A 25,599-nucleotide genomic window follows, 5' to 3' on the forward strand; every position below is an offset into this window, starting at 1 on the left:
TTCTCACTATGGAAAGAAGTATAAGTGGAAGGGAGAATGAAAACTAAAAGGGATAAAAGGTTGATATATTATGTAATAATTATATTATAAAAATGAAAATTAGAGATAAATATAGGTCATGAGTGCTAATTTTGGGTGTTTATAAACCTTTTTGTTTTATTATCTGATTTTTTAAATTTAACAGAAATATATACTTGAATGAAGTATATATTTCTGTTAAATTTATCCTATGGACAGAACAAGTTTAATTAAAGGGCATTTAGAAATGTGTGTATTATCGATTTTATCGAGAAAGAAAAGTTATGGATATGAAATTATGAAAGAGCTTGAAGTACACAATTTAAAATTGAAAGGAGTAGGAAGTATTTATCCCATTTTAACTAAGTTGAAAAATCAAGAATGGGTTAATACATATCAAGAAGTAACAGCCAGTGGCAAAGTTAGAATTTATTATGAAATTAATGACAGCGGGAAAATACGACTTGAGAAGAAAATTAATGAGTGGCTAGAATTGCAATCTGATATTCAAACATTATTAAAAAGCGGTTTGAAAGGAGACCTTTTGAAATGAGGAATGAACTAAAAGGTAAAGAACAGCAATTTTTAACTGACGTACTTAAAGAATTAAAGCAATACGATATAAGTATAGAAGAAAGGGAAAATATTAAACGACAATTATTAGAACATTTTCAGGAATGTCATGAAGATGGTGAGGATAGTCTAAACGATCTAGGAACTCCTCAATTATTTGTTCAAGATTTTTTGGAAATAAATGAAATTGATATACGAGTAAAAATGAAACAATTTCAAAATGAAAATGGAAAATCAAATTCACTACTATTAAGTGGCATATTCATTGCATTTATTACTTACCTCATCTCACAAACTACACTTTCAATATTTTTAGCTGAATCATATAATTCAACTCATAGTAAAAATTCATTTAATTATAATCTTTTATATCGTATAGCAGAGAATCAGTGGTGGAACTATGTATTAATAATGATTAGTTTTACACTCTCTGTATTAGTATTTATTAGCCTAGTAATTTATAAAAAAAGAAAGCTATCTAAAGTATAATGAAGAAAATTATCTATAAATTATTTCAAATTTGTATTCTTTGTAATGTATTAATATTATGTATCGTACATCCAAAAGTTTATGCTGAGCAAAATATTAAAGTTACTTTAGATAAGTACATTGAAAAATTTATAAAGGAGCAGAACATTCCAGGAGCTTCTGTTGCAATTGTACATCATAAAGATGTATTCTTCGCAAAATCGTGGGGAATTACTGGAGAGTCTGAAAAAAAGGTAACTAGTAAAACACCGTTTGCAATCGGTTCAATAAGTAAATCTTTAACAGCTTTAGCTATAGTAAAGTTAATAGAAGACAAAAAGATAAAATTAGAGGATTCTGTTCAACAACATCTCCCTTGGTTTAAACTAAAAGATCCTCAATTAACCTCGAATATAACAATTCAACATCTACTAACTCATACGAGTGGAATAAATACATATGAAGGTTTAGCGCTATCAGATAAGCAATTAAAAAGTTCTACATCAATAAAAGATAATGTAATGAAACTTTCAAATGTAAAATTAACTGCTTCACCAGGGGAAATATATCAATATAGTAATGCGAATTATATTGTTTTAGGTGCACTTATTGAGGAAGTAACAAATGAAACATATTCTTCATATATGGAAAAGCATGTTTTTCAGCCATTAGAAATGAATGGTGCGGCAGCAAATAAAGATAGTGCATATGAAAAAGGATATTTAACAGGCTATCAATCTTGGTTTGGTATACCAAGAAAAAGTGTAGTGTCCTATGATAATGCTGGGGCACCATATGGTTATATTACCGCGAATTTGGAAGACATGATTCAATATATTATGTTTTTAACTCGCCAAGAGCACAATCAATTTTTAAAGAGAGAAAATATTGACCTTTATTTATCACCACTTTATAAAATAAATCCAGAAAAAAGTTATGGGTTTGGATTAAGAACAACGAATTTAAATGACAACGAAACGATGATTTGGCATTCAGGATCTACCCCCGATGCTCATGCTGAAATGTTTATTTTAAATAATAGCGGTTGGGGTGGTGTGATCTTAACGAATAAAAATCATGTATTAGAAGAGGGGGCACTAGTGGTATTGAAAAAGGGGATTATTAGTATTTTGAATGGTGAAGAACCTAATGAAGTTCCTAAAAATATCCCAATCACACAAATTGTTATGTCGTTAGTTATACTCATACTTTTCATTACATCAATTATGTTAAATAAAAAATATAAACATAAGAAAAATCGTAAAAAATCCAATTGGTTTTTCGTAGGGAGTCTATTTCTAATATTATCAATTATTTTAATCCCACTTCTTACTTATAGCACAAATTCACCGTGGCATACGATTGAAGTATTTTCAGCAGATGTAGCCTTACTAACTAGAATTATAATAATCTTATTTGCTGTAAACGGACTAATATCAATCTTAATTGCCTTAAGAAGGCAGAAAGAAGGTAATTAATTAAAGAATTATAATTCAAGTTGTTATAAACAGTTGACTCTCACACGATGTCATTGTTTAAAATAAAGTTGAGCTTCGAAGTAGACAGAATTTTTAGGAGGAAACCATGTTTAAAATTGGAGATTTTTCAAAATTATCTTCCATTAGTATACGTATGTTGAGACACTACGATAAAGTGGAGCTATTACAGCCAGTAAAAGTCGATGAGCAAAGTGGTTATCGATATTATTCAGCGGCTCAACTAAAGAAAGTAAATCAAATTCAAACGTTTAAAGATATGGGGTTTAATATCGCTACCATTAAAAAAATAATAGAATGCGATAATATGGATAGTATAAAGGAGCAATTTCTAAATCGTAGTACTCAAATTAAAGAAGACATGAATAACCTCCAAAAACAATTACGTCTCCTCGAAAACTCAATGAAAACGATGAGAGAGGATGTTGTTGAGATGAACTATCATGTTTCAATAAAAAAAATTCCAGAAAGAAATGTAGCTACTGTTAGAAAGGTTATTCCATCGTATAATTGTGAAGGCGATTTATGGAGTATATTAATGCAAGAAATTCATATGAAAAATATTAGTATGGCTCACCCGAGTTATAGTATCGCTGTCTTCCATGATCAAGAATACAAAGAAAATGATGTGGATATAGAAATACAGCTAAATATCTTAGGAAAGCATGAAAATACAAAAGATGTTCATTTTCAAAAAATAGAGCCAATCAAAGTAGCTTCTATAACAGTAAGCGGAAGTTATGAACAAATGACAAACGTAAATGAAGCAGCCGCAAAATGGATTGAGACGGAAGGTTACGAATTAGCAGGCCCAATGTTTAATATTTATCATGTGAGCCCAGCGATGGAAACGGATCCTAATAAGTGGGTTACAGAGGTTTGTTATCCAATCAACAAATAAGCAAAAAAAGGCATATTTTATGCCTTTTTTATTTTATTGTACTCAAAAGTGTATAGAAAAATGGTGTGTCTGTTGGATTCATTCACTATAAGTTTGAATGTGAGAATAAATGAGGTACTTAAAAATATTTTTCATCTAATTGAAATTGTGTTTTAAGTAAAGCCCTTAAGATAATATAAAGGTGAATAAAATTAATTTAATGATATGTGTATCCTCCATCAGGAAATAATACACTACCCGTAGTAAACTCATTTTGCATTAAAAACAGGACAGTATGTGCAATTTCATCATTATGCCCAGGCCTTTTTACAAGAGAAAGAGACTTATAATCTTCATAAACAGCTAGTCTTTTTTCGTTTTGTTCATTTTCTCTTTGTATCGTTCCAGGAGAAACAACATTAACTCTAATCGAAGCTAATTCAACAGCTAAAGCTTTTCCTAAACTTTCAATAGCACCATTACAAGCTCCATAAGCAGGAGCACCTTTAAGTGGCCTTTGGCTAAATGCACCAGACATTAACACGATAGATCCTGATTTTGAAAGAAAAGGAATGGCATATTTCACGGCATAATATTGAGGCCAAAACTTTCCGATAAAGCTACTTTCAGCAATTTCCTCTGTAGTGGTTATTGGTCCAAGTGTGTAAGAAGCCCCCGGTGTAAATAAATGATCAAATTTCCCGACATCTTTGAAAAAATTTTGTAATTGCTCTTTATTTTGATTATCCAATACATAAGTTTGAAGGTGATTGTTATTTATTAATTCTTGAGCAGCCTTTAGCTTTTCTTCCGAGCGTCCGGCAATAATAACATGTGCGCCTTGTTCAACTGCTTGTGTTGCTGTCGCTAATCCAATACCAGAACTTCCACCAATAATAACGATTTGTTTATCTTTTAATGTAGTAAAAGACATGATTAAGCCTCTCCCTTAATATAAAATTAAAAATAAATGTGTGTTGCTTTTATTATTCGTTAAAAAATGGTTATTGAAAAGTAGGCACTTTACTTGTACCTAGTCGCAACTTTCGTACTAATGAAGTAGTGAACGGAGAAATAACATGAAAAATGATTTATTATGATCTATGATGGGATGGGAGAGGTGAGGAGATGGATTTACAAGAACCTAAATTAAAAGGGGTAATAGCGACATTACAAATAATCGGTGGGAAATGGAAGCCATTGCTTTTATTTATTTTGCTAACAGATGGAACGAAACGGTTTGGTGAATTAAAGAGATTAATACCCGACATATCTCAAGGAACATTAGCGAAGCAGCTTCGTGAATTAGAGCAAGATCAACTAATAAAACGTGAAATGTATCAAGAAATACCACCTAAAGTGGAATATAGTTTATCTGAGCATGGAAAAACGGTAAGCGCGGTGTTGGATAGTATGTGTGGTTGGGGTAGAGGACATTTAGAATTTATTGATAAAAATAGACTATAAAATTATTATGTAAACTAAATAGTTTTGCAGAAAGGTACTTTTTTGATAATTTATATTTTATTATATATAATTAAATTATATTATTATACATAGAATCTTCCAATTTAGATGGGGTAGATGCAATCCTATATTATACGAAGTAACTAGTTGTTCGGGGCTGAAAAAATGCATACTAGATATAAAAGAAGCTTTACGAAAATATACACTATGAGTTTACTTTGAGAATCATCCGTATTAAACATTTCAGGCATTTTACAAAGGGGAAATAATAAAATGAACGAATTAGAGTACAAAAACTTTTATGATAAAGTAGGAAGATTAAATGGGTGGGATTTCAGTAAGCTGAAATGTGAAACGGTAGGAGGCACTTGGGATTTTTATGGCGAAGTGAAAGAAAGATGCAAACCATCAGACATGCTACTTGATGTAGGTACAGGTGGAGGAGAGAATGTACTTAACATAGCATCTTCAGCTAAATTGTTAATTGGAATAGATAATTCTAATGGCATGATTGAAACAGCACATTCCAACTTGAAAAAAGCAGGTGTACAAAATGTTAAGTTTCTCCAAATGGGTTCTGAAGCTTTAACGTTTCCGCATGCTTATTTTGATATTGCTTCTAGTTGTCATGCACCTTTTCTAGCATCTGAGTTAGCAAAAGTAATAAAAAAAGGTGCTTTTTTCTTAACGCAACAAGTTTGTGAACATGATAAATTAAACCTTAAAGAAGCATTTGGCAGAGGACAATGTTTAGGTGAAAGAGATGGCACTTTAAAAGAAAAGTATATGAGTGAACTTATTAGTGCAGGATTTGAACTCGTGCAAGTACGTGAATATGATGTTACCGATTATTACAGTACACCTGAAGATCTCATTTTTTTATTAAAACATACGCCTATTATTCCTAATTTTGGAGAAGAGGAAGAGGATTTTACTATTTTACAAAAGTTCATCGACGCGAATAGTTCTGAAAAGGGGATTCGTACGAATTCAAAGAGGTTTATGATTATTGCTGTTAAATAATATACATTAGCGTAAAGGCAGATTTTCTTTTAAAGAAAATTTGCTTTTTTGTATGGAAAAAAGCAGGGTGAAATTGAAAAAAATAGAAATAATCATAATGTAAATTTGAAAATTAAAATATGGAGGATAACTGTTTTGAAACGTTACTATATTAACAATGAAAAATTAAACGTACATATTACTGAGTGGGCAGAAAATGATAAGCCCGTTATTTTTTGTTTACATGGATTAGGTAGTACCAGTTTAAGTTTTATAGAAATCGCAGAAAAACTAAAGGAAGAGTATAGACTTATATCCATTGATGCACCTGGGTATGGTAAAACACCGCCCTTTGAGAGAACAGAAGATTATGAGATGCAAAACTTAGCAAATTGGTTAAATGAAATAATAAATGAACTAAAAATTGAACATTTTTATTTTCTATCACATTCGTGGGGAAGTTTTGTAGCGCTATTTTATTTGTTACATAATCCAGAAAAGGTATTAGGGAGTATTCTCATTGATGGAGGGTACCAAACGAAAAGGCTTCAAGAAGAAACGTTGGAAGAAGAAATTGCTTATTATGAAAAGGACTTTGAAGAGTATGTATTTAATAGTTGGGATGATTTCTTTAAAAGTGAAAAAGAAGTGTATACAAGATGGTCTCCATTATTAGAACTTGCAGTTAAGGATCTTGGTATAGTAATAGATAATAAAGTATGTTGGCATGCGAGGGGTACAACAGCTGGTAATATCGTAAAGGGTATGCACAAGGATGAAATAATGGATATATATGAGGAGTTACCATCTAATATAATATTACTTCGTGCTACAGTACCAGAAATTTGGGATGAGTATAGAGGGAAGACAGCGAGTATTTTTAGTGAGAGAACAAAAGCGATAGTAAAACTAATCCCGAATTCTACCCATCTGTTACATTGGGATTATCCGGAGGTTATAGTAGAAGAAATAAGAAAACATTGGTAAAGTCCAATATAATTTAAAAAGGTTGATTCTTGTAATGTATTAGAATCAACCTTTTTGAAGTGGATGTAATAAAACGTATTGAGCAAGTTGTTTGCTTAAAGTGTTATTTTTTTGCCGGTGTATTTCCCATCGCGATAGAAATTCTATTCCAACTATTAATTTGATTAATAATCAAGACAAGGTCAATATATTGTTTTTCATCATAATGTTCACATACTCGTTTGTATAGGGAATCAGGAACTCTTTTAGTAGGAATAAGTGTAATATGCTCAGCTAATTCAATTGCGACTTTTTCCTCCGCTGTATAAAAAGTACATTCACCCCAAGTACTTAAGCAATAAATTCTTTGTTCAGTCTCTCCCATTTTTCGTGCATCAGATGTATGTAAATCTATGCAGTAAGCACAGCCATTGATTTGAGAAACTCTAATTTTAATAAGTTCTCTAGTCGTTCGATTAATCGTGGATTGTTTTGTGTACTTTTCCATGTCCATCATAATTTTCATAGCATCAGGTGCAGCATCATAGTAAGAAATTCTTTGCGTCACAACACAACACTCCTTTTAGCTTAAAATATTATTCATTATATCTTGAAGTGGTCGTTCATACTAATTATTTGTACTAAAACGCAAACTGCTTAAAGCTTAGATTGTATTAGCTGAAAATGTTAACGCAACAGTTCTAATACAAAAGTAGTAGTTTGTTAATTAAAGTTTCAATCTCCAGATGGATTTTTCCTGTTAGTTTTTGAAATACAATACTAATAGAAATAATCAATTTGGAGGTTTATTATAATGATTACACACATTTCAGATATTAAACTACAAACTGTTTCTATAGAAGGAGTAAAACAAGTATACAGAGATATATTATCTTTTCCGATAAAAAAAGAAACAGTATCATTTATTCAATTTGAAGTAACGCCATACACAACAATTAGTTTTCAGGAAGTGTATGAACCAATTGTACCTGCGCATCTCGCTTTTGAGATTCCATATTCGAAATTTCAAGAAACAGCAAACTGGCTTGAAGAATCTGGTTTACTCATTGTGAAATGGAAAGATGGTCATACAATTGACGAGGAGAGCGGTCGATTCAATTTATACTTTAAAGACGGTGATGGAAATCTTCTTGAAATTATCGCACATAGTTATATTAATGAAGAGGTATTAGTTTCACATTCACTGTTAAACGTTTTATACGTAAGGGAAATTGGTCTTCCTGTTAAAAGTGTACCTGTATTTACGGAGTGGTTGAAATCAAATCTAAATATGAAAACGATGGAAGATGGGGACATTTTCAATTTTGTTATAGGTGGAACTGCATACATTGTCGCAACTTGGTGGCAACGAGCTTGGATTCCAATTGATATGAAAGCTTTACCACCAAAAGTACACGTTTCTTTCGGAACACCAGATCAAGCATTTTTACAACGAATACAAAATAATTTGAAGAAAAATAGTGTTCCATATGAATGTAAACATAATAAAGTATTATTTATTGAGCAGGGATATACGTTTACTGTCTTGTATACACCAGAGTTCCGTTCTGATATTGCTAGTAAATTAAACTTACCACTTTCTATTTAGTTTTAGAGAGAGGTAAGTTTATATTGTTTTAAAGAATATAAAATCTAGTTATTATGTTGATGTAACATTTGAGCTATTCCTTGACCAAATGACCAGTTCTCAATTGATGTCTCATGTAAAGTAATGAAAACATCAGCACTAGAGATGTGTAATATAGTAGCTGTGGTAGTTGCTATAGCATTATACAACCCCTTTTTTTGATTCATTGTTCTTCCTGGTCCACACGTAATTGTAACATAAATCATATTATTAGATCGTTTTGTTGAACCCTCTAATAGATAAGAAGAATCATAAAACAGCTGATGAGATGGATAAGGTAAAAACATTTGGAAATAATCGTTTTCGGGGATATTAAAATGTTCCATTAATGAATGATGAATTTTGATACTTACATTTTTTAATAACTTATTATCGGATAATTCTTCAGGATGATAAACAGTAACAAATGGCATATTAGAGCACTTCCTTTCTTTTGAATTCATTTTACTTCCAATCATTTCATTTGTATAATTGAAAATATATTAACTTATTATCAATAAAATCGATAAAGATGGTGTGTCAAATGGAAATAAAAGAATTAATTACATTTAAAAAAATTATTGAAGAAGGAACGTTTTCACAAGCTGCTAAACAATTAAACTATGCCCAATCAACTGTAACAGCACATATAAAAAAGCTAGAGAATGAAATAGGTTTTCTATTATTTGAAAGAGGATGGGATGCGAGATTAACAGAAGAGGGAAAACTCTTTGCAGAGGAAGTAGAAAACTTATTAACACATTGGGAGTATTCCAAATCTCAAGCACAACGTATTAGTAATGAAGAGAGAGGGAGTTTAAGAATTGGTCTATTAGAATCTTTTGCTAAAAGGTTAATTCCAATAATATTAAAGTTTTTAAACGATGAAAAACCATATATACATTGTGATTTTGTAGTGGGAAATACTGCACTTTTAGCAGAGATGATTAAACAAAATAAGGTCGATTTTGCGGTGTGTGGACATAATAATAGTTCGAATATAAAATTCACTCCAATAAGTGATGAACAAATTGAATTTATAGTAAACCATCCGAATCATCCTTTACTACAAAAAGATTTTGTTGAAATATTTGATATTATAGATTACCCCATAATTGTAGGTGAAAATAGTTGTTTTTCATATCAATCTGTAAGTTCTTTATTAACGGAAAATAATTTGTCTTTTAAGAGAGTATACAATTGTAGTGCTTTGAACCTTATTCCACAAATGCTCTTTGAGAATGCTATAGGAATTATACCCAAAGGTACAATTTTGAATGAAGAAGTACTATCTTTTAAGATTAAGGGTTTTAATTCTAACATTCCGATTGGTATTTTAATATCTACTAAAAATAACAATTATTTAAGTCAAACGAAACAAAAAATTATGAACATCATTAAAGTAGCCCTATAATTATGCAGAAAATAATTATAAGGCTATTTTTAATACGTATTTTTCATTTATTATTTCAAAGGTTTTATAATGACAGGATTTATATGAGTAGAAGGATTCCCTAACATTACAGTGAATTTAAAATAAAGGTGTAGTAATAATACTATATAGTTTAAGGAGGAGAAGACTTGAATTTAGGTGAGCTGATAGCCAAAGGAAATACAGCGAAGATATATCTTCATGAAAATAAAGTTATTAAATTATTTGAGGAATACCTTCCAAACACAGAGTCTTCAAATGAAGCAAAAAAACAAAAATATGCTTATTCATGTGGACTACCAGTTCCGAACGTATTTGAAGTGACAAAGATACAAAATAGACAGGCAATTATTATGGAATATGTAAAAGGAGAAAATATTGGCGAACTCTTGCTTAATAATCTAAATAAGGCAGAACATTACATCAATATTTGTGTTAATGAACAAAAAAAGATTCATTCTATACGTGTGAATATAGATGAAATGGAACCAATGAGAGAAAGGTTAGAGTGTCAAATTAAATCTGTTCATAAATTGGATGAAAACAAAAAGAAAAATATTTTACAAAAATTAGATTCAATTGTATTTGATTCTAGGCTATGTCATGGAGATTTTCATCCGTTTAATCTGATTTTGAGTAACGATAACGTAAAAATTATAGACTGGATAGATGCAAGTTCAGGTGATATCCGTGCAGATGTATTTCGTACATACTTATTGTACGCTCAGGCCTCAGTAGAATTAGCTGAAATGTATTTACATATGTATTGTAGAAATACTGGCTTATCAAGAGATGAGATTTTTCAATGGGCTCCGATTATTATTACAGCTAGATTTGCTGAGAAGATATCTCCGCATAACGCAGTTTATTTAAATGGAGTGTTAGATCAGTATGTATAATTAAAAAATAAATAAAATCCAGTAAGTAATTATCCTTATATAGGATGTGGTTTAACTATTGTAGCTAAACCACATTTGCTTTACATTTTGATTAATGAATCTTTATTTTCAAGTTTCATTCTATAAAGATTCATTATCCGTACTTGATTCTCAGTTAATTCTTCTTTATTCCAATACATGTGCATTAAACTATATTCAAATATCTCTTTTAATTTGATAAACAACGGAAGCTTGTCTATCATTTCTTTAGGTAGTTCTCTTTTTTCTTGATACCCGTCAAGTATCGCTTTTGTAATAGAATTCTCATAGTCAACAATATTTCCATTTCCAGCAAATGAATATTCTATTGCACTATAAATTGGAACTGCTAAATCGAATATGTAAAAGTGTTTTTCACAGTCTTGAAAATCAATCATGGATAAGTTTGAATCGATATCAACTAAAATGTTTTCTAACCATAAATCTCCATGGATCAGGCCGTAGTTCGTAGATGTTTTTGGAAGGTTTTTAATGGAAGATAAAACATCGCATGCAATTTCTCTAATAATAGTCTCTTCTTTAGGGATATATTTAAGGAAATTATATTCTTCATTTTCATACCAAGCGTTAATATGTTTAACTCGTTCAATACTTTCAAAGTCTTTAGATATCAGATGTAATTTGCCAATTTCTTGACCCAATTGTTTAAATACATCGGGATTCCATTCACTTCTTGGTAAGTGAATGCCAGGAGCAGCTTTATAAACTACAGCAAATACCTCCTTGTCTAATGTTAAATTTTCTACTAAATTCCCCTGTAAAGAAGGTATGATTGGTGGAACACCTAATCCAGTTTGATATAAAAAGTTTGTATATTTAACTTCTTCTAACTGTTCTTCATATGTTTTATAGTTTGTGATTCTAATGAAGTAATTCCCTTGTACTGTATTACATTGATACATTTCGTTTGTTATAGGTTTAATGTTAATAAAATGTAATGGATAACGTCCGTTTACTAATGTGAGTATTTCTTTTTCTAATTCCTTCATTTTGAATTCCTCTCTATATTTAAATTTTTTCAACCTAAAAACTAAAAGTTCCTTAATTTACAAAATTCGTGTTTTATTTTATGAAATCCTTTAAAAAGATATATCCTGCAATTTGCGTGTTAATAATTAGTAGGGTAGGAACACTCCACAATGATTAATGTTAAATTGAAAAGTGAATAGAATATATGACAAAATAAGATAGCTGAAAAAATATAAAACAAAGTATTTAAGGATTTTAGAGAATGGTTCGTGTTATAAACCACAAGAAACATCAAAAGAAAGAAACGTATCCCTCTTATAATTTTTAGTGAGGAGTGAAGTAAATGAATGAGTATATACAGCAAATGATTGATTGGATTGAGAAGAATTTGAGGAAGGCATTCTCATTGGAAAAATTATCGCATTACATGGGATATTCCTCTTATTATTGTTCTTTCAAATTTCATCAAGCAACAGGTGTCAGCATTAGGCGTTATGTTCTTCTTAGAAGATTGTATTTATCTACGGAGGACTTGACGAAAGGTAGAAAGATAATAGATATCGCAATGGATTACGATTACTCTTCGCAAGAGGCTTATGGTAGAGCTTTTAAAACTGTTTTTGGTATAACCCCAAAAGATTTCCAACTTAGCAAGATGCCAGTTCAATCATTTGTTAAACTCAATATAAATAAAGAAGAGGAGTTTAAAATGAATATTTCTAGAAAAATAGAGGTTGAGCAGTTACGAAATAGGAAATGTGAACTGTTCGATAAAGACGTACTAAATATATTAAATGGCCAATTTATGTATGAAGAATTTAAAAACGAAAAATTAATGGGAGAGTCTGATTATGCCCCATTTAATGAAGCAATGTGTGTAAATGCTACTAGTACACAAGTTTTCGATGAAGAATTCATTGAAGTAAGAGCAAGGGGGCATAATAGTTCAGTAGAGAATTATATAAAAAAGGTTATAGATCCATTAGAAAAGTTTTTTAAGAATAATTATGAATGTATTGTTTTATGGTTTGGTGAAGATATGTTTTGCCAAATGAACCTAGTAACAATACTTTCTTATCTTGAGCAGTCAGGCTATGAGGGTAGAGTGATTTTAAATAGCTTTAGGGAAGATGAATTCAAAGTCAGTCAAACTGAACTTAAGTTAGGTAACTATTGTTCTGTATACAAAGAGGTATTGGTAAACCATAGAAAACCATCTGTGGATTTACTCCCAGTGATGTATCAGGCTATAAAGTTATATTTAGAAATGTTAAAAGAAGATAATGCTGTAACAAAATTTATCTACAAAAATAAAGAATTATCAAACCAAGAATTATTAATACAGTTGTTCCATCTTTTTCACGCAATCGGATATGGAGATTCTCAGTACATAAAACTTATTAATAAAATAAAGAAGAAAGCTGCACCTAAAATATAGGTGCAGCTTTCTTCTTATATACGTTCAAGTGAATCTAACTCTGCTTCTACAAATGTCATTAATTCTTTAATAGTTTCACCAGAGAAATCAAAACGAATACCAGCTGCTTCATACACTTCTTTTATAGATTTTGAGCTTCCTAGTGATAATGCCTTTCTATAATTATTTAGTGCTTGTTTAGGATCTTCTTTATATTGTTTATACATTTGCAGTGCGCCAAGTTGTGCGATTGCATATTCGATATAATAGAATGGTACTTCAAAAATATGAAGTACTGGCAACCAACTCGTTGCTATCCAGTTTTCGTAACCATCGATATGTATGACGCTAGACTGATAAACTTTTTGAAGTTGTAAGTATTTTTCATTTCTTTCCTCAGCAGTATGATTAGGGTTTTCATACAACCAGTGTTGGAACTGATCTACGATAAGCATACTTGGTAAATATGAAATAACATCTTTAAAGTAGTTTATTTTTGCTTGTTTTAAATCTTCTTTGTCTGTATAGAAAGTATCCCAATGGTCTATTGTGAATACTTCCATTGTCATACTAGCTAGTTCAGCCGTTTCAGCAGGAATTTCTATATACTGTCGTAATTCTAATGGTTTTACGCACTCGTTATGAATGCTATGACCCATTTCATGTATGAAAGTAATAATATCATCTTGTGTATAGTTTAGATTCATAAAAATAAAAGATAATTGAGAAGCAGGTAAGTACTCACAAAAACCACCAGCTGCTTTTCCTTTACGACTTCCTAAATCTAAGCAATCATGATTATACATTCGGTTTAATAACGCTGAAAATTCAACATCTAGTTGATTGAAGATGTAAGTGCATTTTTCAATTAAATCTTTTTCATTTACAATTGGTTTAAGCACTTTTTGATCAGGGGCTACAGCTGTTACATCCCATGGGCGAAGCGTATCTACTTTTAGTTTCTCTTTTTTCTCTTGTAATATTTTATCTTTAAGTGGTACAACATACTCTCGTATTGATTTGGCTAGTTCATAGCAATCTGCTGCTGTATAATCAAAACGCTCATATTTTTTAAACATATAATCACGATAATTCTCGACTTGAATGTTTTTTGCCTTTTGGTGGCGAATGTTAATTAATGTATTTAAGATGCTTTGGAGTTCTTTTTCAACAGATAAAAATTGTTCAGAAATAATCATTTTTGCTTTTTTACGGATCTCACGATTCGGATTTTGTAAATAGGATTGTAATTCCGTTATCGTTTTTTCTTCGCCGTCCCAATTTCCACTTAGTCCTCCTGTAATTTCAAAGTACGCTGTTACTAATTGGTCTTCTTTAATTTCTAATTCGATATTTTCCTCGCAAAATAAAGTTTGAGCATTTTTTATTTTTACATCTAATAAACCATATACTTTAGAATCTAATTCCATTCGAAATGGTGACTGTAAGTATTTATTATTAAATAAATTTTGATAACGTTTTAAAAGTGGCTTTACAAATTGTTGATCATGTTCAAAAGTATCTTTTATTTCTTTATTATCTGTATTACTTTGAAAGTCGATATAGTGTAATCGTAATTGTTCTTCGATTTCCCAAATTAAAGTAGATTGTTCTTTTAACCAGTGTTCAAGGTCTAGTTTTGAAGAAATATTTTTATTTATTAAAGTCGAAAGAGCTTGTTCCAATTCAAGTATATTACTAATATCGATCGTATTTACACGCTGCATTATATATCCCTCGCTTTTTATTTACTTATGGAAGTATTCTTTTTCTTTATTGCAATCCCTTTTTTTCCTAAAAAGTTTGTGCCCACTACTCCAAGAACGATTAGAATTGTGCCGATGATATGGTAGTATGCGATTTGTTCATGTAAGAATGCAACGCCTGCGATAATGGTAATAAGTGTAGATAAATTGCTGAAGACACTTATTTTTGCTGCTTCAATATAAGATAATGAATAGTTTAATAACAATGCGGTCAGTAAAGAAGATAGTAATCCTAAATATAAAATGGAAATAAGAAATGTTCCATTCATAAATGGCTTAAAGAATATAGTTAATGTACCTTTGTTTATATGGCTAGTGATAGCAATTACATTAAAACTAATAAAACCAATCGCTGTCATTGTGTAAGTTAGATCCATTAGCCTGAAATTCTTTGTCATTTTTCGAGCTAACACATTATAGCAAGCAGATGATAATGCCGATAACAGAATAAGAATAACACCGATGAGACTAGTTTCATGTGCCCCTAAACCATTCATGATAAATATATAAATAACACCGATGACAGAAACGAGAACAGAGGTTTTTTGCCATATATTCGTATATTCTTTTAAAAAATAGGAAGCTAATATCATCGTAAATATAGGAATTGCCGCTTGGATAATTCCAGCTTCAGATGAACTTGTATACACTAAGCCAAACGCTTGGAAAGCAAAAAATAGTGCTGGATAAAATATTGCAATTGGTAAAAGGTCAAGTATGTTTTTAAATGATATATTTAACTTTACAAAACCGAAAATAACGGGAATGCTTGCAGCTACGAAAGCAATTGTAAAACGATGAGCAAGAGTATCGAGGGGGCTCGTAACTGTTAATGCTAATTTCACAAACATAAAGGAGAATCCAATAATAAATGAATAGAGTAATGCTGATAAATATGCCTTTGTTGTATGTTTCATAATTTCACCTCATAGTAGTTGATTTCATACTGGCCAGTATACGTACATAGTAATCTTTCTGATCTAGTGCTACAATGTGAACAAATACAAACTGTACCGGTACAAATTAAATGTTGAGGTGGTAATGATGTATAAGTATTTACATGTTTTAAACGACTTAGAAAATATGATTCAAAATGGAGAGGTAAAAGAAGGAAAGAAATTACCGTCTATAAGGTCACTCGTTACACAATATGAATGTAGTAAGGCGACAGTTATACGTGCGCTTCATGAATTAGAAAAGCGTCATATTATTTATTCCGTTCCTCAAAGTGGATACTACGTTGTTAAGAAATCCGGAAGTATCATAGAAACTAACGAGATAATTGATTTTGCTTCCTCAGCACCAGATCCAGATGTGTTTCCATATTTAGATTTTCAACATTGTATTAATAAGGCCATTGATACATATAAAAACGACTTGTTCGTATATGGAACGCCGAAAGGTTTACCATCTCTAATTCCAGTTATTCAAAAACAGCTGACAAACTATCAAGTTTTCACAAAAGAAGAAAATATTTTTATAACGTCAGGTGTGCAGCAAGCGCTTGCTATATTAACATCTATACCATTTCCGAATGAAAATGAAACGATATTAATTGAACAGCCAACCTATCATCTATATATTGAATATCTAGAAATAAATAAAATTCCTGTAATCGGTATTAAACGTACGAATGAAGGTATCGACTTAAATGAATTGGAACGTATATTTCGAACAGAAAAAATAAAATTCTTTTATACGATACCGAGATATCATCATCCGCTTGGAACTTCTTATTCTAAAGATGAGAAAGAAAAAATAGTGCTATTGGCTAAGAAGTATAATGTATTTATAGTAGAAGATGATTATTTAGCAGATTTAGAAACTGATTCAAAAGCAGATCCGTTATATAGCTTGGATAATTGTAATCATGTCATATATTTGAAAAGTTACTCGAAGATTATATTTCCTGGTTTACGAGTCGGTGTGGCGGTTATTCCACCAGCTATTGCAAATGCTTTTCATAAATATAAAAAGATTTTAGATATCGATAGTCCAATGATATCTCAAGCTGCTTTAGAGATTTATATAAAGAGTGGCATGTTCGAACGCCATAAAAATAAAATTAAATCTTCCTATTACGATAGATCAAAAAAACTAGTTGAAACATTAGAAAAAGTACATAATGAAAACCCACTTTTATTTACATATAAAAAGCATAATACAATAGGAATACATACTTGTTTAGAAATGCATAAAACAAGTATTTCGGAAATGTTTGTTGAGAAATTGAGTGACATTCAATTAAATATTGATTCTATTGATAAAAATTACGTCAAAGGTTTTCCTAAAGAGAGATTGTTAAAGTTAAACGTATCGAATGTCAAAGAAGATAAGATTGAAGAAGGAATTCGCAAAGTAATCGAGGAAGTAAAACAATCGGCACGTCTAGATTTTCAATTTAAAAAAGAATAATACGAATAAGGAGGTTTATTGTGAGAGGGAAAATAATAACATTGTATGTATTGTTGTGAAGTTACTATCAAATTGTTGAATTTCGAATGACATCAGAAACTTCTACAATGAAGATGCTTAAACATCTCAGCTGTAATATGTCACTAAAGGGTCATTTTCTGGAATAAGAGATAGTAATAAGAAAATCGAAATTAATTCAGAAGATGTTATTTCGTTAAGCATTGAGAAGTGATACTCAACAGTATGGAGGGAATCGATTATGAACGACACAAAGACATTACGAGGATTAACCACCGTTAGTTTTTGGGCAGATAATCTAGAAGCAGCAAAGGAATGGTATGCTGAATTATTAGGTAGCAAACCATATTTCGAACGCCCGGGATATGCCGAATTTCGCCTTGGCGACTACCAACACGAGCTAGGTTTAATCGATAGTCGTTATGCGCCATCTGATGCAGTGACCGGACCATCTGGTGCTATAGTATACTGGCATGTTGATGATGTAACAGAAACTTTCAATAAGCTGCTATCTATGGGTGCGAAAGAGTATGAGGCACCTACAGAGCGCGGTGAGGGATTCATCACCGCTTCCATAGTCGATCCCTTCGGAAACATATTAGGTATTATGTATAATCAACACTATTTAGATGTGCTCATTTCGAACAGGAAAGTGTGAATCACGCTTCTGCGCAACAAGGTATAAGGTTTTAAAACTAAATAACTGTACTATCATTTTACAGCGGATAATTAATATGATTAAAATTATTACGAAAAAATATGATGGTGAGAGTACGTGGGAAATAATTTAAATTAATTATAAAAAGTAAGAAGAAGTACATGAAACCATTACAAAGAAAAGTAGCAGTTATAACCAGAATGACAAGAGTTGCTGGAAGAGGCATTGCGATGGTGCTCGGCGAATCTAGAGCAACTGTATATGTAAAAGGAAGACGTAGAGAAGGAAATCTATCGTATATGGGAAGAGCTGGAACGATTGAAGAAACTGCAGAGCTTGTTACGAAACAAGGTGGTAAAGGAATTTTTTAATTAGACAGCTGTATAATCTTTTTAAGAGCGCTCTTAGCAAAGAGTGCTCTTTTTCATTAAGATAAATATTTATTTAGCATCTTTTTAAAGTGGTTTTTATCGTAATTTATATATTGGATAGCTGTATTCCGTATGGGGTCTCCTGCATAAAACCTTTCATACAATTCGTGTCTGGATGCTAGCGGGCTTCCGACGATATCCCATGCTAATTTAAATAGTTTTGTACGTTGTTTGGCATCGATGTTTGTTCCTTTAAAATGTTTTTTCAACAAATCGGATATCGGACTTTGGAAATCTTGCATGCTGGAAGGTAGTTGAATAAAGCCACCTGCTCCAATCAACTGCAAAATCTCTATTGCGCGGGGATAATATTTCGAACCAAGATTTCTTGCCGTTTCAATATATTTAAAGTTTGGCAAATATGTTTGATTTTCGTAAATAGTACCTTCAACTTCTGCGGCAATTAAGAGAGCGCGGATTGTTTCAATTTGCATAATTAATTCTCCAAGTTTCTCTTGAACATGCAAATAAGTAGTAGCACCGATTGCTTCAGCAATTTCACAAGCAATTGCCGTTATAAATTCCAGCTTTACTACTAATCGTACAATTGCTTGGTGATAAGCTAAACTGCTAGAAGCTATATCTGATTTTAAGGTCCATAATGCTTCAGGGTTGTTACACAGTAAGACACGTTCCCATGGCACAAATACATTATCAAAGATTAATAGTGCATCCATTTCATCGTACTGTGAGCTAATAGGGGAATCAACTGTATTTGAATGTGTATTCGCAAATGGTTCTCTACAAATCATATGTAATCCAGGGGAATTGGCTGCCACAATGAGGAAATGAGCTAAATCTTTTTGAGCGTCAGTCAGCTTTGTTAATGGATAGATTAATAAATCATTTGAATAAGGCGAAGCGGTTCCTATCATTTTTGCACCATTTAAATAAATTCCGTCAGAAGTTTTCTTCGTAACTCTTAGTAATCCTAAATCATCTGCATTTAACATCGATTCTGTAGAGCGATTTATCTGTGGATCACGTTGGACTACACTTAAAAACAAGTGCTTATCTCTCGCTTCTTCATAATAAGATGTGATTTTATCTGGAAACTGCGCATCAAATTTTTTATAAAAATCTCTTGATACGTACCAGCCAGTAAGTCTCGACCTTGCGTAATCAGATAATCTACTCATTACGCCGTCTGTAGCATAACTCCACGTTTCAAAAGCGCTTCTCCTCATTAATAATTCGTTATAGGAATTTGGAACTAAAAATGCTGTATGGACAAAGTCTTTCGTTTTTGGACTTACGTATCCAACAGAATCTCTTCGTATTGGATCATCAAACAATGAAAATAAATTGGAAATGGTACTTAGTGTTCCTGCAAAATGTTTGTCTGTAGTTACATCTACTTTTTTTCCATAGAGCCAAACGTTACGACCGTCTTGTAAGCTCTTTATATAAGAATCCTTCAAATTATGCATATTTCCTCCTCCTAAAGACTATTCATATATTTGGACATCTTTTAATGGTGGGGAATATACGTGGAAAGTTATTGCTGTTGAATCTGTAGCATTATACATTTTATGCACAGTATCTTTTTTTACGGTGAAAATATTTCCCTCTGAAAATTCTTCAATCCGCTCGCTATTGTTTTCGTACGTTATATTTTGTAAGGTACCATCGACTATTAGTATACAACCTAAAGATATTCCGTGATCATGAACAAAAGTCTTTGCTTTGCTGGGAAAATTTAATACTAAAATCTCCACAAATTCAGACTGATAGATAACGTTTCTTCCGTATTCGTGGTTAACTGGTGAGGTAATAAAAGGAGATATTTTATGAAGTGAAATATTTAATGATTGAATAGCGTGTATTAAATTCTCCGTATCGTAGCTACATAGGTTATAAAACGCTTTACTTATGTTATGAATCAAATGCATGTACAACTTCCTCCTAAGCATTTGCAGTGAAAGAAAGTAATCTCCTATTATATCGTGTGTAGTTGATTACATAACATTGTATTGAAGAAATTCAAAAAGGTGACTGGTTTTAATTAGGGAATATCTGTTTTATGCAATGTGGTAATTAGTTCCATTTTTATGATATGCTTGAACTATAGCCTATTTTCTATTGGAAAGGTGATGAAATAAATGGCAGTTCTTTTAGTGGAAAATTTATATCAATTATCCATTTTTTTATTACTTTTATGTTCATTTTGTTTTTATAGATATTTAAAGAAAATGAAAAGAGAAAGAAAGCTTACTGGTTTTGAAATTACGATGTATATCATGACGCAACTTGCTTATTTCATTTGGGCGACAACAACTCTTCTTAAAATGTTATCAGAATAGTAATCTTAATATTAGATGTTGAAAAGAAATGTATAGAAACATAAACGGTACAAACATGGGCAAGGATAATTTATCTATTAGGTAAATAAATATAGGCGGTATCTAGACTTATAACGTCTTTATAAAAAGAATGGGGAATACGTTCATAATTATGTCGAACACAAAATAAATCGATGAAACCATCATTAGAAATTTCTTCATGTTTTACATTCAAATACATCCTTTGTAATTTCGTAATTGTGATGTATTGTCCAATTACATACTCATTAATTCCATATCCATCAAATTCAATTATCATATTATCACTGTTGATTACTAACCGACTTTATAGTCTAAATTTTGGATGAAACATTCACATTAATGATTATAAATAGTTCAAAAGCTATTTTGAATATATTTTTATAAAAAGAGAGGATATAAATGGAACAATATAAGTTAATTTTAAAAGGACCTAAACAACTTGAGTGGGAAACGAATGAAATTAGGTCCATACAAGATGATGAAATTATCGTTAAAACAATCGCGGGAGCAATAAGTATTGGGGCAGAGTTACCGCAGTATAACGGATCCGATGTTACAGATACGAATCCTTTTTATCCAAGAAAAACCGGATATGAAAGTTATGGTGAAGTGATTCGAGTTGGGAATAAAGTAACAAATTTAAAAGTAGGTGATAAAGTAGTTTCTTTTTATGGACATGAAACGATAGGAATAGTTAAGGCGCATAAAGTAATTCGAGTGCCTAGTTCTATACAACCTAAAGTTGCTTTATTATCTATTCTTTCGTGTGATGTCGCTAAAGGAGTATTAAAATTAAATCCAAGTAAAAATAAAAAAGTACTTATAACTGGATTGGGAGTTATCGGTTTACTCGCTTGTTATTACTTGAAAAACAATGTAGGTGTTGAATATGTGGATGTTGTTGAACCTGATGGGACTAGAAGAGAATTTGCAAAGAAATTTGGTGTAAAAAACACATTTGATTCAGAAGAACAGATAATAGAAACATATGATTATGGTTTCGAATGTTCTGCTACAAATAGCGGATTCCATGTATTGCAAAAAGCTCTTAAAACTAATGGACAAATATGTATACTTTCTGATGGTAATATTGAAGAACTAACATTAACCGCCAACTTTTATCAGAAAGAATTGCAAATCATTGGATCAAGTGATGGATACGATTATCAAAAACATGCAGCTTGGTTTTTTAAAGAAATAAGAAAAACACCATTTATAGAAGAAATCTTTCAACATGAAATACAGTATACTTCACTCATACAATGCTTTGAAGAATTGAGTTTAGGGATAATTAAACCATTAAAAGTATATGTTTCATATGAATAACGAAAAAATAGAGAAAATATTTGTCACAAACCTCACATCTGTTTCGTCACATTTATGATTTCTAAATGAGGAGGAACATATATGAAAATATTTGTAGCAGGTGCAACGGGTGTTATAGGACGTTCTTTATTACCTATGTTAATAAAAGAGGGGCATACGGTATTTGCAATGATTCGTAATGAATTACAAGTAGAAGCAATGAAGAAAATTGGTGCTATACCAGTAATAGCCGATGTGTTTAATCGACAGGCTGTATTTTCTGTATTGGAAGAAACAACTCCCGATGTAGTTATACATCAATTAACGTCATTGTCTACATGGAATTTTGAGGATAATGCAAAAATTAGAACAAAAGGCACTCGTAACCTTGTCGATGCCGCAAAAAATGTAGGGGTAAAGAAAATAATCGCTCAAAGTATTTCATGGGCGTATGAAGCAGGGGATACATTTGCGACAGAAAAAGATTCACTACATATTACTGCTCCTATGCCTCGGCAAATCACTGTTAATGGCATATTAAAATTAGAATCAGCTGTTTCTGAGTTACCAGAATCGATTATTCTTCGTTACGGTACACTATACGGACCGGGAACATGGTATGCGGAAAACGGCTTAATTGCAAATCAAGTTCGTAATAATGAAATGATTGCAACAGATGGGATAAGCTCTTTTATACATGTCGAAGATGCCGCTAGAGCAACTATGTTAGCTCTTAATTGGCCTCCAGGAATCGTAAATATTGTTGATGATTCCCCAGCAACGAGTAAAGAATGGTTACCAATATACGCAGCTGCAATTGGGGCACCGGCTCCTAAAGCTCAAGCTGGGAAAAATAGTTGGGAAAGAGGAGCCTCAAATTATAAGGCACGTAAAGAGTATGGATGGACACCTTTATTTCCATTATGGTCTGAAGGATTTAAAAATTTGATAAGTATGTAAAATAATCCTTTAATGGGAATGCTAATAACATTCACCGTTAAAGGATTGGGCTATTATGAATATAATTTGGGAAAGTATTATTTTAACCCTTACTGGAATTATTGTTTTAAAAATGACAGGTAGTACATCTGTTAGCCAAATGACGAGAGCTGAAATAATTATAGTTGTATCAATTGGACGTATTATTGTAGAACCTGTATTAAGTAGGAAAGTAGTTCCATCTATCTTTGCTGCTATCATATTTTCGGGCATACTACTTATCATTCATTTCTTTGAATTGAAATCACGGAAGGTGGAGCAATTCCTAAATGGAAGTAGCATTGTAATTGTTGAAAACGGAAAGATTGTAAAAGCAAATTTGATACGGGCAAAAATGTCAGAACAACAACTTTATATGCAATTAAGAGAAAAAGGGATTCATGATGTAAAGCGTTTACAGCAAGTTACAGCGGAACCGAATGGGCGTATTGGCTATCAATTAATAAAACAAGCACAACCAATAACCTTAGAAATGTTAGAAAAAGTATTAGATCAGTACAATATAAAAAGATAATTTTTCATGAGAAACAGCCAATACTACAATAAAAATATTGGCTGTTTTTTTATTTTCTATAAACGTAAGGATTAATAAAATGGGGGAGATTTTTAACCAATCTTTATAATAGATATAGGCTTATTATTATGCTATATTCAATGGGGCTACGATGACTAAGGTAAGTCGTATGAATAGAAGAAAAAACTATATACCAACAACACAAAAAATTTGCCTTTACTTTGATACTAAAAATGGATTGAAAATAAGGAGATAGATACATAATGGAATTTTGGGAATCAAGTTTTATTGAAAAACAAACGATGTGGGGATTTGAACCTACAGAATCCGCAATTATGACGAAAGATTTTTTTCTTGAAAAGAACGTTAAGGATATATTAGTTCCGGGTATTGGATATGGAAGAAATGCAAAGGTTTTTATTGATAATAGGATAAATGTAACAGGTATTGAAATTTCAAAAACAGCCATTGATTTAGCAAAAAAAAACGGACTAGAAGATATTAGTATATATCACGGTTCGGTAAATGAGATGCCTTTTGATAGTAAACTATATGATGGGATATTTAGTCATGCACTTCTTCATTTGTTGAATAAGCAGGATAGAGAGAAATTTATTAAAGATTGTTATAATCAGTTAAAACCTGGCGGATATATGGTTTTTACAACTGTTTCTAAAAAAGCGCCAATGTACGGAAAAGGGAAACAGTTGGACCAAGATTATTTTGAGATAATGGAAGGTGTAAAAATGTTCTTCTATGATTCTGAATCTATAAAACATGATTTTAATGAATATGGACTAGTACAAGTTTCGGAAATTGACGAACCAAATAAGAACATGGAAAATAAGCCTTCAATCAATTTTCTAATGATAAAATGTAAGAAAGAACAATAAATAAAGAATTGTAAGCATTACTAACAATCTCTATATGTTGAATATGAACCAATAAAGAGGACGAGCATATATTATAAATACCTCTTAACTTTAAGTAACCTTAACTTTCGTTAATAGGATATCTCAAAATCCCCGAAAAGAGCACTTGCGGAAACGAGTGCTCTTTTATTTATGTGATAATAGATTTTTATGGGTATTCTATTTGGAATTTTAAACCATAAATATAGAATATAATGTTAAACTTAATGTAGCACTTGTTGAAATTAATAGTTGTGCTGTAATAGAGAATAAAGTACTTGAACGGAGTGTTATTGAATGCAAACAAGAAAAGCTTATTTATATGTATTTCATACGATGTCAGATTGGGAGTACGGACATTTAATTGCTGAACTGAATACAGGAAGATATTTCAAAAAAGGTTTAGCGCCTTTAAAAGTAATTACAGTAGGAGTAAATAAAGAAACGGTTATTTCAATGGGAGGCTTGAATATAAAGCCAGATATTTCCCTAGATGAATGTGTGTTTGAGAGTAACGATCTATTAATTTTACCTGGAGGAAATACTTGGAGTGAAAATATACAAAAACCTATTTTGCAAAAAGTTGATGAAGCTTTACAGATGGGCGTAATTGTTGCTGCAATATGTGGTGCAACTGTAGGGCTTGCAAATTATGAATTCTTAGATGATAGAAAGCATACAAGTAATAGTTTAGATTATATGAAAATGGTTTGCCCGAATTATAATGGAGAAAATTTGTATGAAATGGGACCTGTAGCATCTGACCAAAATCTCATTACTGCATCTGGAGTAGCCCCTCTGGAGTTCGCAATGGAAGTACTGAAAAAATTGGATGTACTTGCACCGGATACACTTCATTCATGGTATAACTTACATAAGACTCATGAATCTGATTATTTCTTCCAGTTAATGAATTCTCTTAATAATTGAGTAGTTTTATAGTATCTCGAATAGGAACCATGCTTTAGATAGACAACGTCAAAGCATGGTTTTTTTGTTTTATTT

General features: G+C 31.4%; 28 protein-coding genes and 1 pseudogene. 20 read left to right on the forward strand and 9 right to left on the reverse strand.

Annotation, left to right across the window (positions count from 1 at the left end):
- Nucleotides 1-229: 229 nt before the first annotated feature.
- From DPQ31_RS12555 to DPQ31_RS12570, 4 genes are all read left to right on the forward strand, one after another.
- On the forward strand, nt 230-571 hold the full coding sequence (locus tag DPQ31_RS12555; RefSeq protein ID WP_000376294.1) for a PadR family transcriptional regulator: 342 nt from the start codon (nt 230-232) through the stop codon (nt 569-571).
- Nucleotides 568-1,080 (forward strand): DUF1700 domain-containing protein, encoded by a 513-nt coding sequence (locus DPQ31_RS12560; protein ID WP_199633425.1) that lies wholly within the window; start codon nt 568-570, stop codon nt 1,078-1,080. The genes DPQ31_RS12555 and DPQ31_RS12560 overlap by 4 nt, the downstream gene beginning before the upstream one ends.
- On the forward strand, nt 1,080-2,537 hold the full coding sequence (locus DPQ31_RS12565; RefSeq protein ID WP_208731983.1) for a serine hydrolase domain-containing protein: 1,458 nt from the start codon (nt 1,080-1,082) through the stop codon (nt 2,535-2,537). The genes DPQ31_RS12560 and DPQ31_RS12565 overlap by 1 nt, the downstream gene beginning before the upstream one ends.
- A gap of 106 nt (nt 2,538-2,643) precedes the next feature.
- On the forward strand, nt 2,644-3,456 hold the full coding sequence (locus DPQ31_RS12570; protein WP_098711579.1) for a MerR family transcriptional regulator: 813 nt from the start codon (nt 2,644-2,646) through the stop codon (nt 3,454-3,456).
- A 196-nt stretch (nt 3,457-3,652) separates the two neighbouring features.
- On the opposite strand, the gene DPQ31_RS12575 is transcribed toward DPQ31_RS12570, so the two are convergent.
- Nucleotides 3,653-4,369, reverse strand: a complete 717-nt coding sequence (locus DPQ31_RS12575) for an SDR family oxidoreductase (protein ID WP_098711580.1) — start codon at nt 4,367-4,369, stop codon at nt 3,653-3,655.
- Nucleotides 4,370-4,563: 194 nt separating this feature from the next.
- Here DPQ31_RS12575 and DPQ31_RS12580 point away from each other — a divergent pair, with 194 nt between their 5' ends.
- The 3 genes from DPQ31_RS12580 (at nt 4,564) to DPQ31_RS12590 (ending at nt 6,891) form a co-directional block, all read left to right on the forward strand.
- Nucleotides 4,564-4,902 (forward strand): winged helix-turn-helix transcriptional regulator, encoded by a 339-nt coding sequence (locus DPQ31_RS12580; protein WP_000365534.1) that lies wholly within the window; start codon nt 4,564-4,566, stop codon nt 4,900-4,902.
- A 273-nt stretch (nt 4,903-5,175) separates the two neighbouring features.
- The gene (locus DPQ31_RS12585; protein WP_098711581.1) at nt 5,176-5,925 is read left to right on the forward strand and encodes a class I SAM-dependent methyltransferase; all 750 of its coding nucleotides are present in this window, start codon (nt 5,176-5,178) and stop codon (nt 5,923-5,925) included.
- Nucleotides 5,926-6,060: 135 nt separating this feature from the next.
- Nucleotides 6,061-6,891 (forward strand): alpha/beta hydrolase, encoded by an 831-nt coding sequence (locus DPQ31_RS12590; protein ID WP_208731984.1) that lies wholly within the window; start codon nt 6,061-6,063, stop codon nt 6,889-6,891.
- Nucleotides 6,892-6,994: 103 nt separating this feature from the next.
- Here DPQ31_RS12590 and DPQ31_RS12595 read toward each other — a convergent pair whose 3' ends face one another.
- On the reverse strand, nt 6,995-7,438 hold the full coding sequence (locus tag DPQ31_RS12595) for a carboxymuconolactone decarboxylase family protein (protein WP_097952771.1): 444 nt from the start codon (nt 7,436-7,438) through the stop codon (nt 6,995-6,997).
- Nucleotides 7,439-7,684: 246 nt separating this feature from the next.
- On the opposite strand from DPQ31_RS12595, the gene DPQ31_RS12600 reads away from it, so the two are divergent.
- Nucleotides 7,685-8,479: a VOC family protein gene (locus DPQ31_RS12600; RefSeq protein WP_199631799.1), complete on the forward strand. Its 795-nt coding sequence runs from the start codon at nt 7,685-7,687 to the stop codon at nt 8,477-8,479.
- Nucleotides 8,480-8,523: 44 nt separating this feature from the next.
- Here DPQ31_RS12600 and DPQ31_RS12605 read toward each other — a convergent pair whose 3' ends face one another.
- A complete protein-coding gene (locus DPQ31_RS12605; protein WP_097958539.1) occupies nt 8,524-8,931 on the reverse strand; it encodes a tautomerase family protein in 408 nt (135 codons plus the stop codon).
- A gap of 110 nt (nt 8,932-9,041) precedes the next feature.
- Here DPQ31_RS12605 and DPQ31_RS12610 point away from each other — a divergent pair, with 110 nt between their 5' ends.
- Nucleotides 9,042-9,911: a LysR family transcriptional regulator gene (locus tag DPQ31_RS12610; protein ID WP_199631797.1), complete on the forward strand. Its 870-nt coding sequence runs from the start codon at nt 9,042-9,044 to the stop codon at nt 9,909-9,911.
- 167 nt (nt 9,912-10,078) lie between these two features.
- Nucleotides 10,079-10,828 (forward strand): aminoglycoside phosphotransferase family protein, encoded by a 750-nt coding sequence (locus DPQ31_RS12615; protein WP_208731985.1) that lies wholly within the window; start codon nt 10,079-10,081, stop codon nt 10,826-10,828.
- 80 nt (nt 10,829-10,908) lie between these two features.
- Here DPQ31_RS12615 and DPQ31_RS12620 read toward each other — a convergent pair whose 3' ends face one another.
- The gene (locus tag DPQ31_RS12620) at nt 10,909-11,856 is read right to left on the reverse strand and encodes a phosphotransferase enzyme family protein (RefSeq protein ID WP_208731986.1); all 948 of its coding nucleotides are present in this window, start codon (nt 11,854-11,856) and stop codon (nt 10,909-10,911) included.
- Between the two features lie 323 nt (nt 11,857-12,179).
- Here DPQ31_RS12620 and DPQ31_RS12625 point away from each other — a divergent pair, with 323 nt between their 5' ends.
- Entirely contained in the window at nt 12,180-13,274 is a 1,095-nt protein-coding gene (locus tag DPQ31_RS12625) for a helix-turn-helix domain-containing protein (protein WP_199631795.1), read from the forward strand.
- Nucleotides 13,275-13,288: 14 nt separating this feature from the next.
- Here DPQ31_RS12625 and DPQ31_RS12630 read toward each other — a convergent pair whose 3' ends face one another.
- Both DPQ31_RS12630 and DPQ31_RS12635 read right to left on the reverse strand, forming a co-directional pair.
- Nucleotides 13,289-14,980 carry a M3 family oligoendopeptidase gene (locus tag DPQ31_RS12630; protein WP_208731987.1) on the reverse strand — a complete coding sequence of 564 codons (1,692 nt, stop codon included), beginning with the start codon at nt 14,978-14,980 and terminating at the stop codon, nt 13,289-13,291.
- A 17-nt stretch (nt 14,981-14,997) separates the two neighbouring features.
- Entirely contained in the window at nt 14,998-15,936 is a 939-nt protein-coding gene (locus tag DPQ31_RS12635) for a DMT family transporter (RefSeq protein ID WP_097958543.1), read from the reverse strand.
- Nucleotides 15,937-16,063: 127 nt separating this feature from the next.
- Between DPQ31_RS12635 and DPQ31_RS12640 the strand changes: the two genes are divergently transcribed.
- The 3 genes and pseudogenes from DPQ31_RS12640 to DPQ31_RS12650 all read left to right on the forward strand — a co-directional run.
- The gene (locus DPQ31_RS12640; protein ID WP_208731988.1) at nt 16,064-17,434 is read left to right on the forward strand and encodes an aminotransferase-like domain-containing protein; all 1,371 of its coding nucleotides are present in this window, start codon (nt 16,064-16,066) and stop codon (nt 17,432-17,434) included.
- A gap of 259 nt (nt 17,435-17,693) precedes the next feature.
- Nucleotides 17,694-18,110, forward strand: coding sequence for a VOC family protein (locus tag DPQ31_RS12645; protein WP_098711587.1), 417 nt, complete (start codon nt 17,694-17,696; stop codon nt 18,108-18,110).
- Nucleotides 18,111-18,271: 161 nt separating this feature from the next.
- A pseudogene (locus DPQ31_RS12650) lies at nt 18,272-18,475 on the forward strand (hypothetical protein); the annotation flags it as partial.
- Between the two features lie 62 nt (nt 18,476-18,537).
- On the opposite strand, the gene DPQ31_RS12655 reads toward DPQ31_RS12650, so the two are convergent.
- Together DPQ31_RS12655 and DPQ31_RS12660 are read right to left on the reverse strand one after the other, a co-directional pair.
- The gene (locus tag DPQ31_RS12655; protein ID WP_208731990.1) at nt 18,538-19,971 is read right to left on the reverse strand and encodes a 4-hydroxyphenylacetate 3-hydroxylase family protein; all 1,434 of its coding nucleotides are present in this window, start codon (nt 19,969-19,971) and stop codon (nt 18,538-18,540) included.
- Between the two features lie 18 nt (nt 19,972-19,989).
- A complete protein-coding gene (locus DPQ31_RS12660; RefSeq protein WP_097958550.1) occupies nt 19,990-20,433 on the reverse strand; it encodes a cysteine dioxygenase in 444 nt (147 codons plus the stop codon).
- A 210-nt stretch (nt 20,434-20,643) separates the two neighbouring features.
- Here DPQ31_RS12660 and DPQ31_RS12665 point away from each other — a divergent pair, with 210 nt between their 5' ends.
- Entirely contained in the window at nt 20,644-20,844 is a 201-nt protein-coding gene (locus DPQ31_RS12665; RefSeq protein ID WP_098711589.1) for a hypothetical protein, read from the forward strand.
- 70 nt (nt 20,845-20,914) lie between these two features.
- On the opposite strand, the gene DPQ31_RS29320 is transcribed toward DPQ31_RS12665, so the two are convergent.
- Nucleotides 20,915-21,142, reverse strand: a complete 228-nt coding sequence (locus DPQ31_RS29320; protein WP_261797515.1) for a hypothetical protein — start codon at nt 21,140-21,142, stop codon at nt 20,915-20,917.
- A gap of 122 nt (nt 21,143-21,264) precedes the next feature.
- Between DPQ31_RS29320 and DPQ31_RS12670 the strand changes: the two genes are divergently transcribed.
- The 5 genes from DPQ31_RS12670 to DPQ31_RS12690 all read left to right on the forward strand — a co-directional run bounded on the left by DPQ31_RS12670 (nt 21,265) and on the right by DPQ31_RS12690 (nt 25,524).
- Complete coding sequence (locus DPQ31_RS12670; protein WP_208731991.1) at nt 21,265-22,191, forward strand: zinc-dependent alcohol dehydrogenase; 927 nt, start codon at nt 21,265-21,267, stop codon at nt 22,189-22,191.
- Nucleotides 22,192-22,272: 81 nt separating this feature from the next.
- Nucleotides 22,273-23,130, forward strand: a complete 858-nt coding sequence (locus DPQ31_RS12675; RefSeq protein ID WP_097854550.1) for an NAD-dependent epimerase/dehydratase family protein — start codon at nt 22,273-22,275, stop codon at nt 23,128-23,130.
- Nucleotides 23,131-23,185: 55 nt separating this feature from the next.
- The gene (locus DPQ31_RS12680; RefSeq protein WP_001021705.1) at nt 23,186-23,683 is read left to right on the forward strand and encodes a DUF421 domain-containing protein; all 498 of its coding nucleotides are present in this window, start codon (nt 23,186-23,188) and stop codon (nt 23,681-23,683) included.
- A gap of 263 nt (nt 23,684-23,946) precedes the next feature.
- Nucleotides 23,947-24,576, forward strand: coding sequence for a class I SAM-dependent methyltransferase (locus DPQ31_RS12685; protein WP_199631790.1), 630 nt, complete (start codon nt 23,947-23,949; stop codon nt 24,574-24,576).
- A 315-nt stretch (nt 24,577-24,891) separates the two neighbouring features.
- Nucleotides 24,892-25,524, forward strand: a complete 633-nt coding sequence (locus DPQ31_RS12690; RefSeq protein WP_199631789.1) for a type 1 glutamine amidotransferase family protein — start codon at nt 24,892-24,894, stop codon at nt 25,522-25,524.
- Nucleotides 25,525-25,599 lie beyond the last annotated feature (75 nt).

The sequence above is a fragment of the Bacillus sp. COPE52 genome, assembly GCF_003355115.1.
Taxonomy (GTDB): domain Bacteria; phylum Bacillota; class Bacilli; order Bacillales; family Bacillaceae_G; genus Bacillus_A; species Bacillus_A toyonensis.

Bases quoted from the DNA above. Each gene is read 5' to 3' on its own strand.
- DPQ31_RS12600 (WP_199631799.1), top strand. From the start codon at position 7,685: ATGATTACACACATTTCAGATATTAAACTACAAACTGTTTCTATAGAA.
- DPQ31_RS12635 (WP_097958543.1), bottom strand. From the start codon at position 15,936: ATGAAACATACAACAAAGGCATATTTATCAGCATTACTCTATTCATTT.
- DPQ31_RS12565 (WP_208731983.1), top strand. From the start codon at position 1,080: ATGAAGAAAATTATCTATAAATTATTTCAAATTTGTATTCTTTGTAAT.
- DPQ31_RS12690 (WP_199631789.1), top strand. From the start codon at position 24,892: ATGCAAACAAGAAAAGCTTATTTATATGTATTTCATACGATGTCAGAT.
- DPQ31_RS12665 (WP_098711589.1), top strand. From the start codon at position 20,644: ATGGCAGTTCTTTTAGTGGAAAATTTATATCAATTATCCATTTTTTTA.
- DPQ31_RS12625 (WP_199631795.1), top strand. From the start codon at position 12,180: ATGAATGAGTATATACAGCAAATGATTGATTGGATTGAGAAGAATTTG.
- DPQ31_RS12575 (WP_098711580.1), bottom strand. From the start codon at position 4,369: ATGTCTTTTACTACATTAAAAGATAAACAAATCGTTATTATTGGTGGA.
- DPQ31_RS12655 (WP_208731990.1), bottom strand. From the start codon at position 19,971: ATGCATAATTTGAAGGATTCTTATATAAAGAGCTTACAAGACGGTCGT.
- DPQ31_RS12630 (WP_208731987.1), bottom strand. From the start codon at position 14,980: ATGCAGCGTGTAAATACGATCGATATTAGTAATATACTTGAATTGGAA.
- DPQ31_RS12620 (WP_208731986.1), bottom strand. From the start codon at position 11,856: ATGAAGGAATTAGAAAAAGAAATACTCACATTAGTAAACGGACGTTAT.
- DPQ31_RS12685 (WP_199631790.1), top strand. From the start codon at position 23,947: ATGGAATTTTGGGAATCAAGTTTTATTGAAAAACAAACGATGTGGGGA.
- DPQ31_RS29320 (WP_261797515.1), bottom strand. From the start codon at position 21,142: ATGATAATTGAATTTGATGGATATGGAATTAATGAGTATGTAATTGGA.
- DPQ31_RS12670 (WP_208731991.1), top strand. From the start codon at position 21,265: ATGGAACAATATAAGTTAATTTTAAAAGGACCTAAACAACTTGAGTGG.
- DPQ31_RS12680 (WP_001021705.1), top strand. From the start codon at position 23,186: ATGAATATAATTTGGGAAAGTATTATTTTAACCCTTACTGGAATTATT.
- DPQ31_RS12645 (WP_098711587.1), top strand. From the start codon at position 17,694: ATGAACGACACAAAGACATTACGAGGATTAACCACCGTTAGTTTTTGG.
- DPQ31_RS12585 (WP_098711581.1), top strand. From the start codon at position 5,176: ATGAACGAATTAGAGTACAAAAACTTTTATGATAAAGTAGGAAGATTA.
- DPQ31_RS12555 (WP_000376294.1), top strand. From the start codon at position 230: ATGGACAGAACAAGTTTAATTAAAGGGCATTTAGAAATGTGTGTATTA.
- DPQ31_RS12560 (WP_199633425.1), top strand. From the start codon at position 568: ATGAGGAATGAACTAAAAGGTAAAGAACAGCAATTTTTAACTGACGTA.
- DPQ31_RS12570 (WP_098711579.1), top strand. From the start codon at position 2,644: ATGTTTAAAATTGGAGATTTTTCAAAATTATCTTCCATTAGTATACGT.
- DPQ31_RS12605 (WP_097958539.1), bottom strand. From the start codon at position 8,931: ATGCCATTTGTTACTGTTTATCATCCTGAAGAATTATCCGATAATAAG.
- DPQ31_RS12640 (WP_208731988.1), top strand. From the start codon at position 16,064: ATGTATAAGTATTTACATGTTTTAAACGACTTAGAAAATATGATTCAA.
- DPQ31_RS12580 (WP_000365534.1), top strand. From the start codon at position 4,564: ATGGATTTACAAGAACCTAAATTAAAAGGGGTAATAGCGACATTACAA.
- DPQ31_RS12610 (WP_199631797.1), top strand. From the start codon at position 9,042: ATGGAAATAAAAGAATTAATTACATTTAAAAAAATTATTGAAGAAGGA.
- DPQ31_RS12660 (WP_097958550.1), bottom strand. From the start codon at position 20,433: ATGCATTTGATTCATAACATAAGTAAAGCGTTTTATAACCTATGTAGC.
- DPQ31_RS12675 (WP_097854550.1), top strand. From the start codon at position 22,273: ATGAAAATATTTGTAGCAGGTGCAACGGGTGTTATAGGACGTTCTTTA.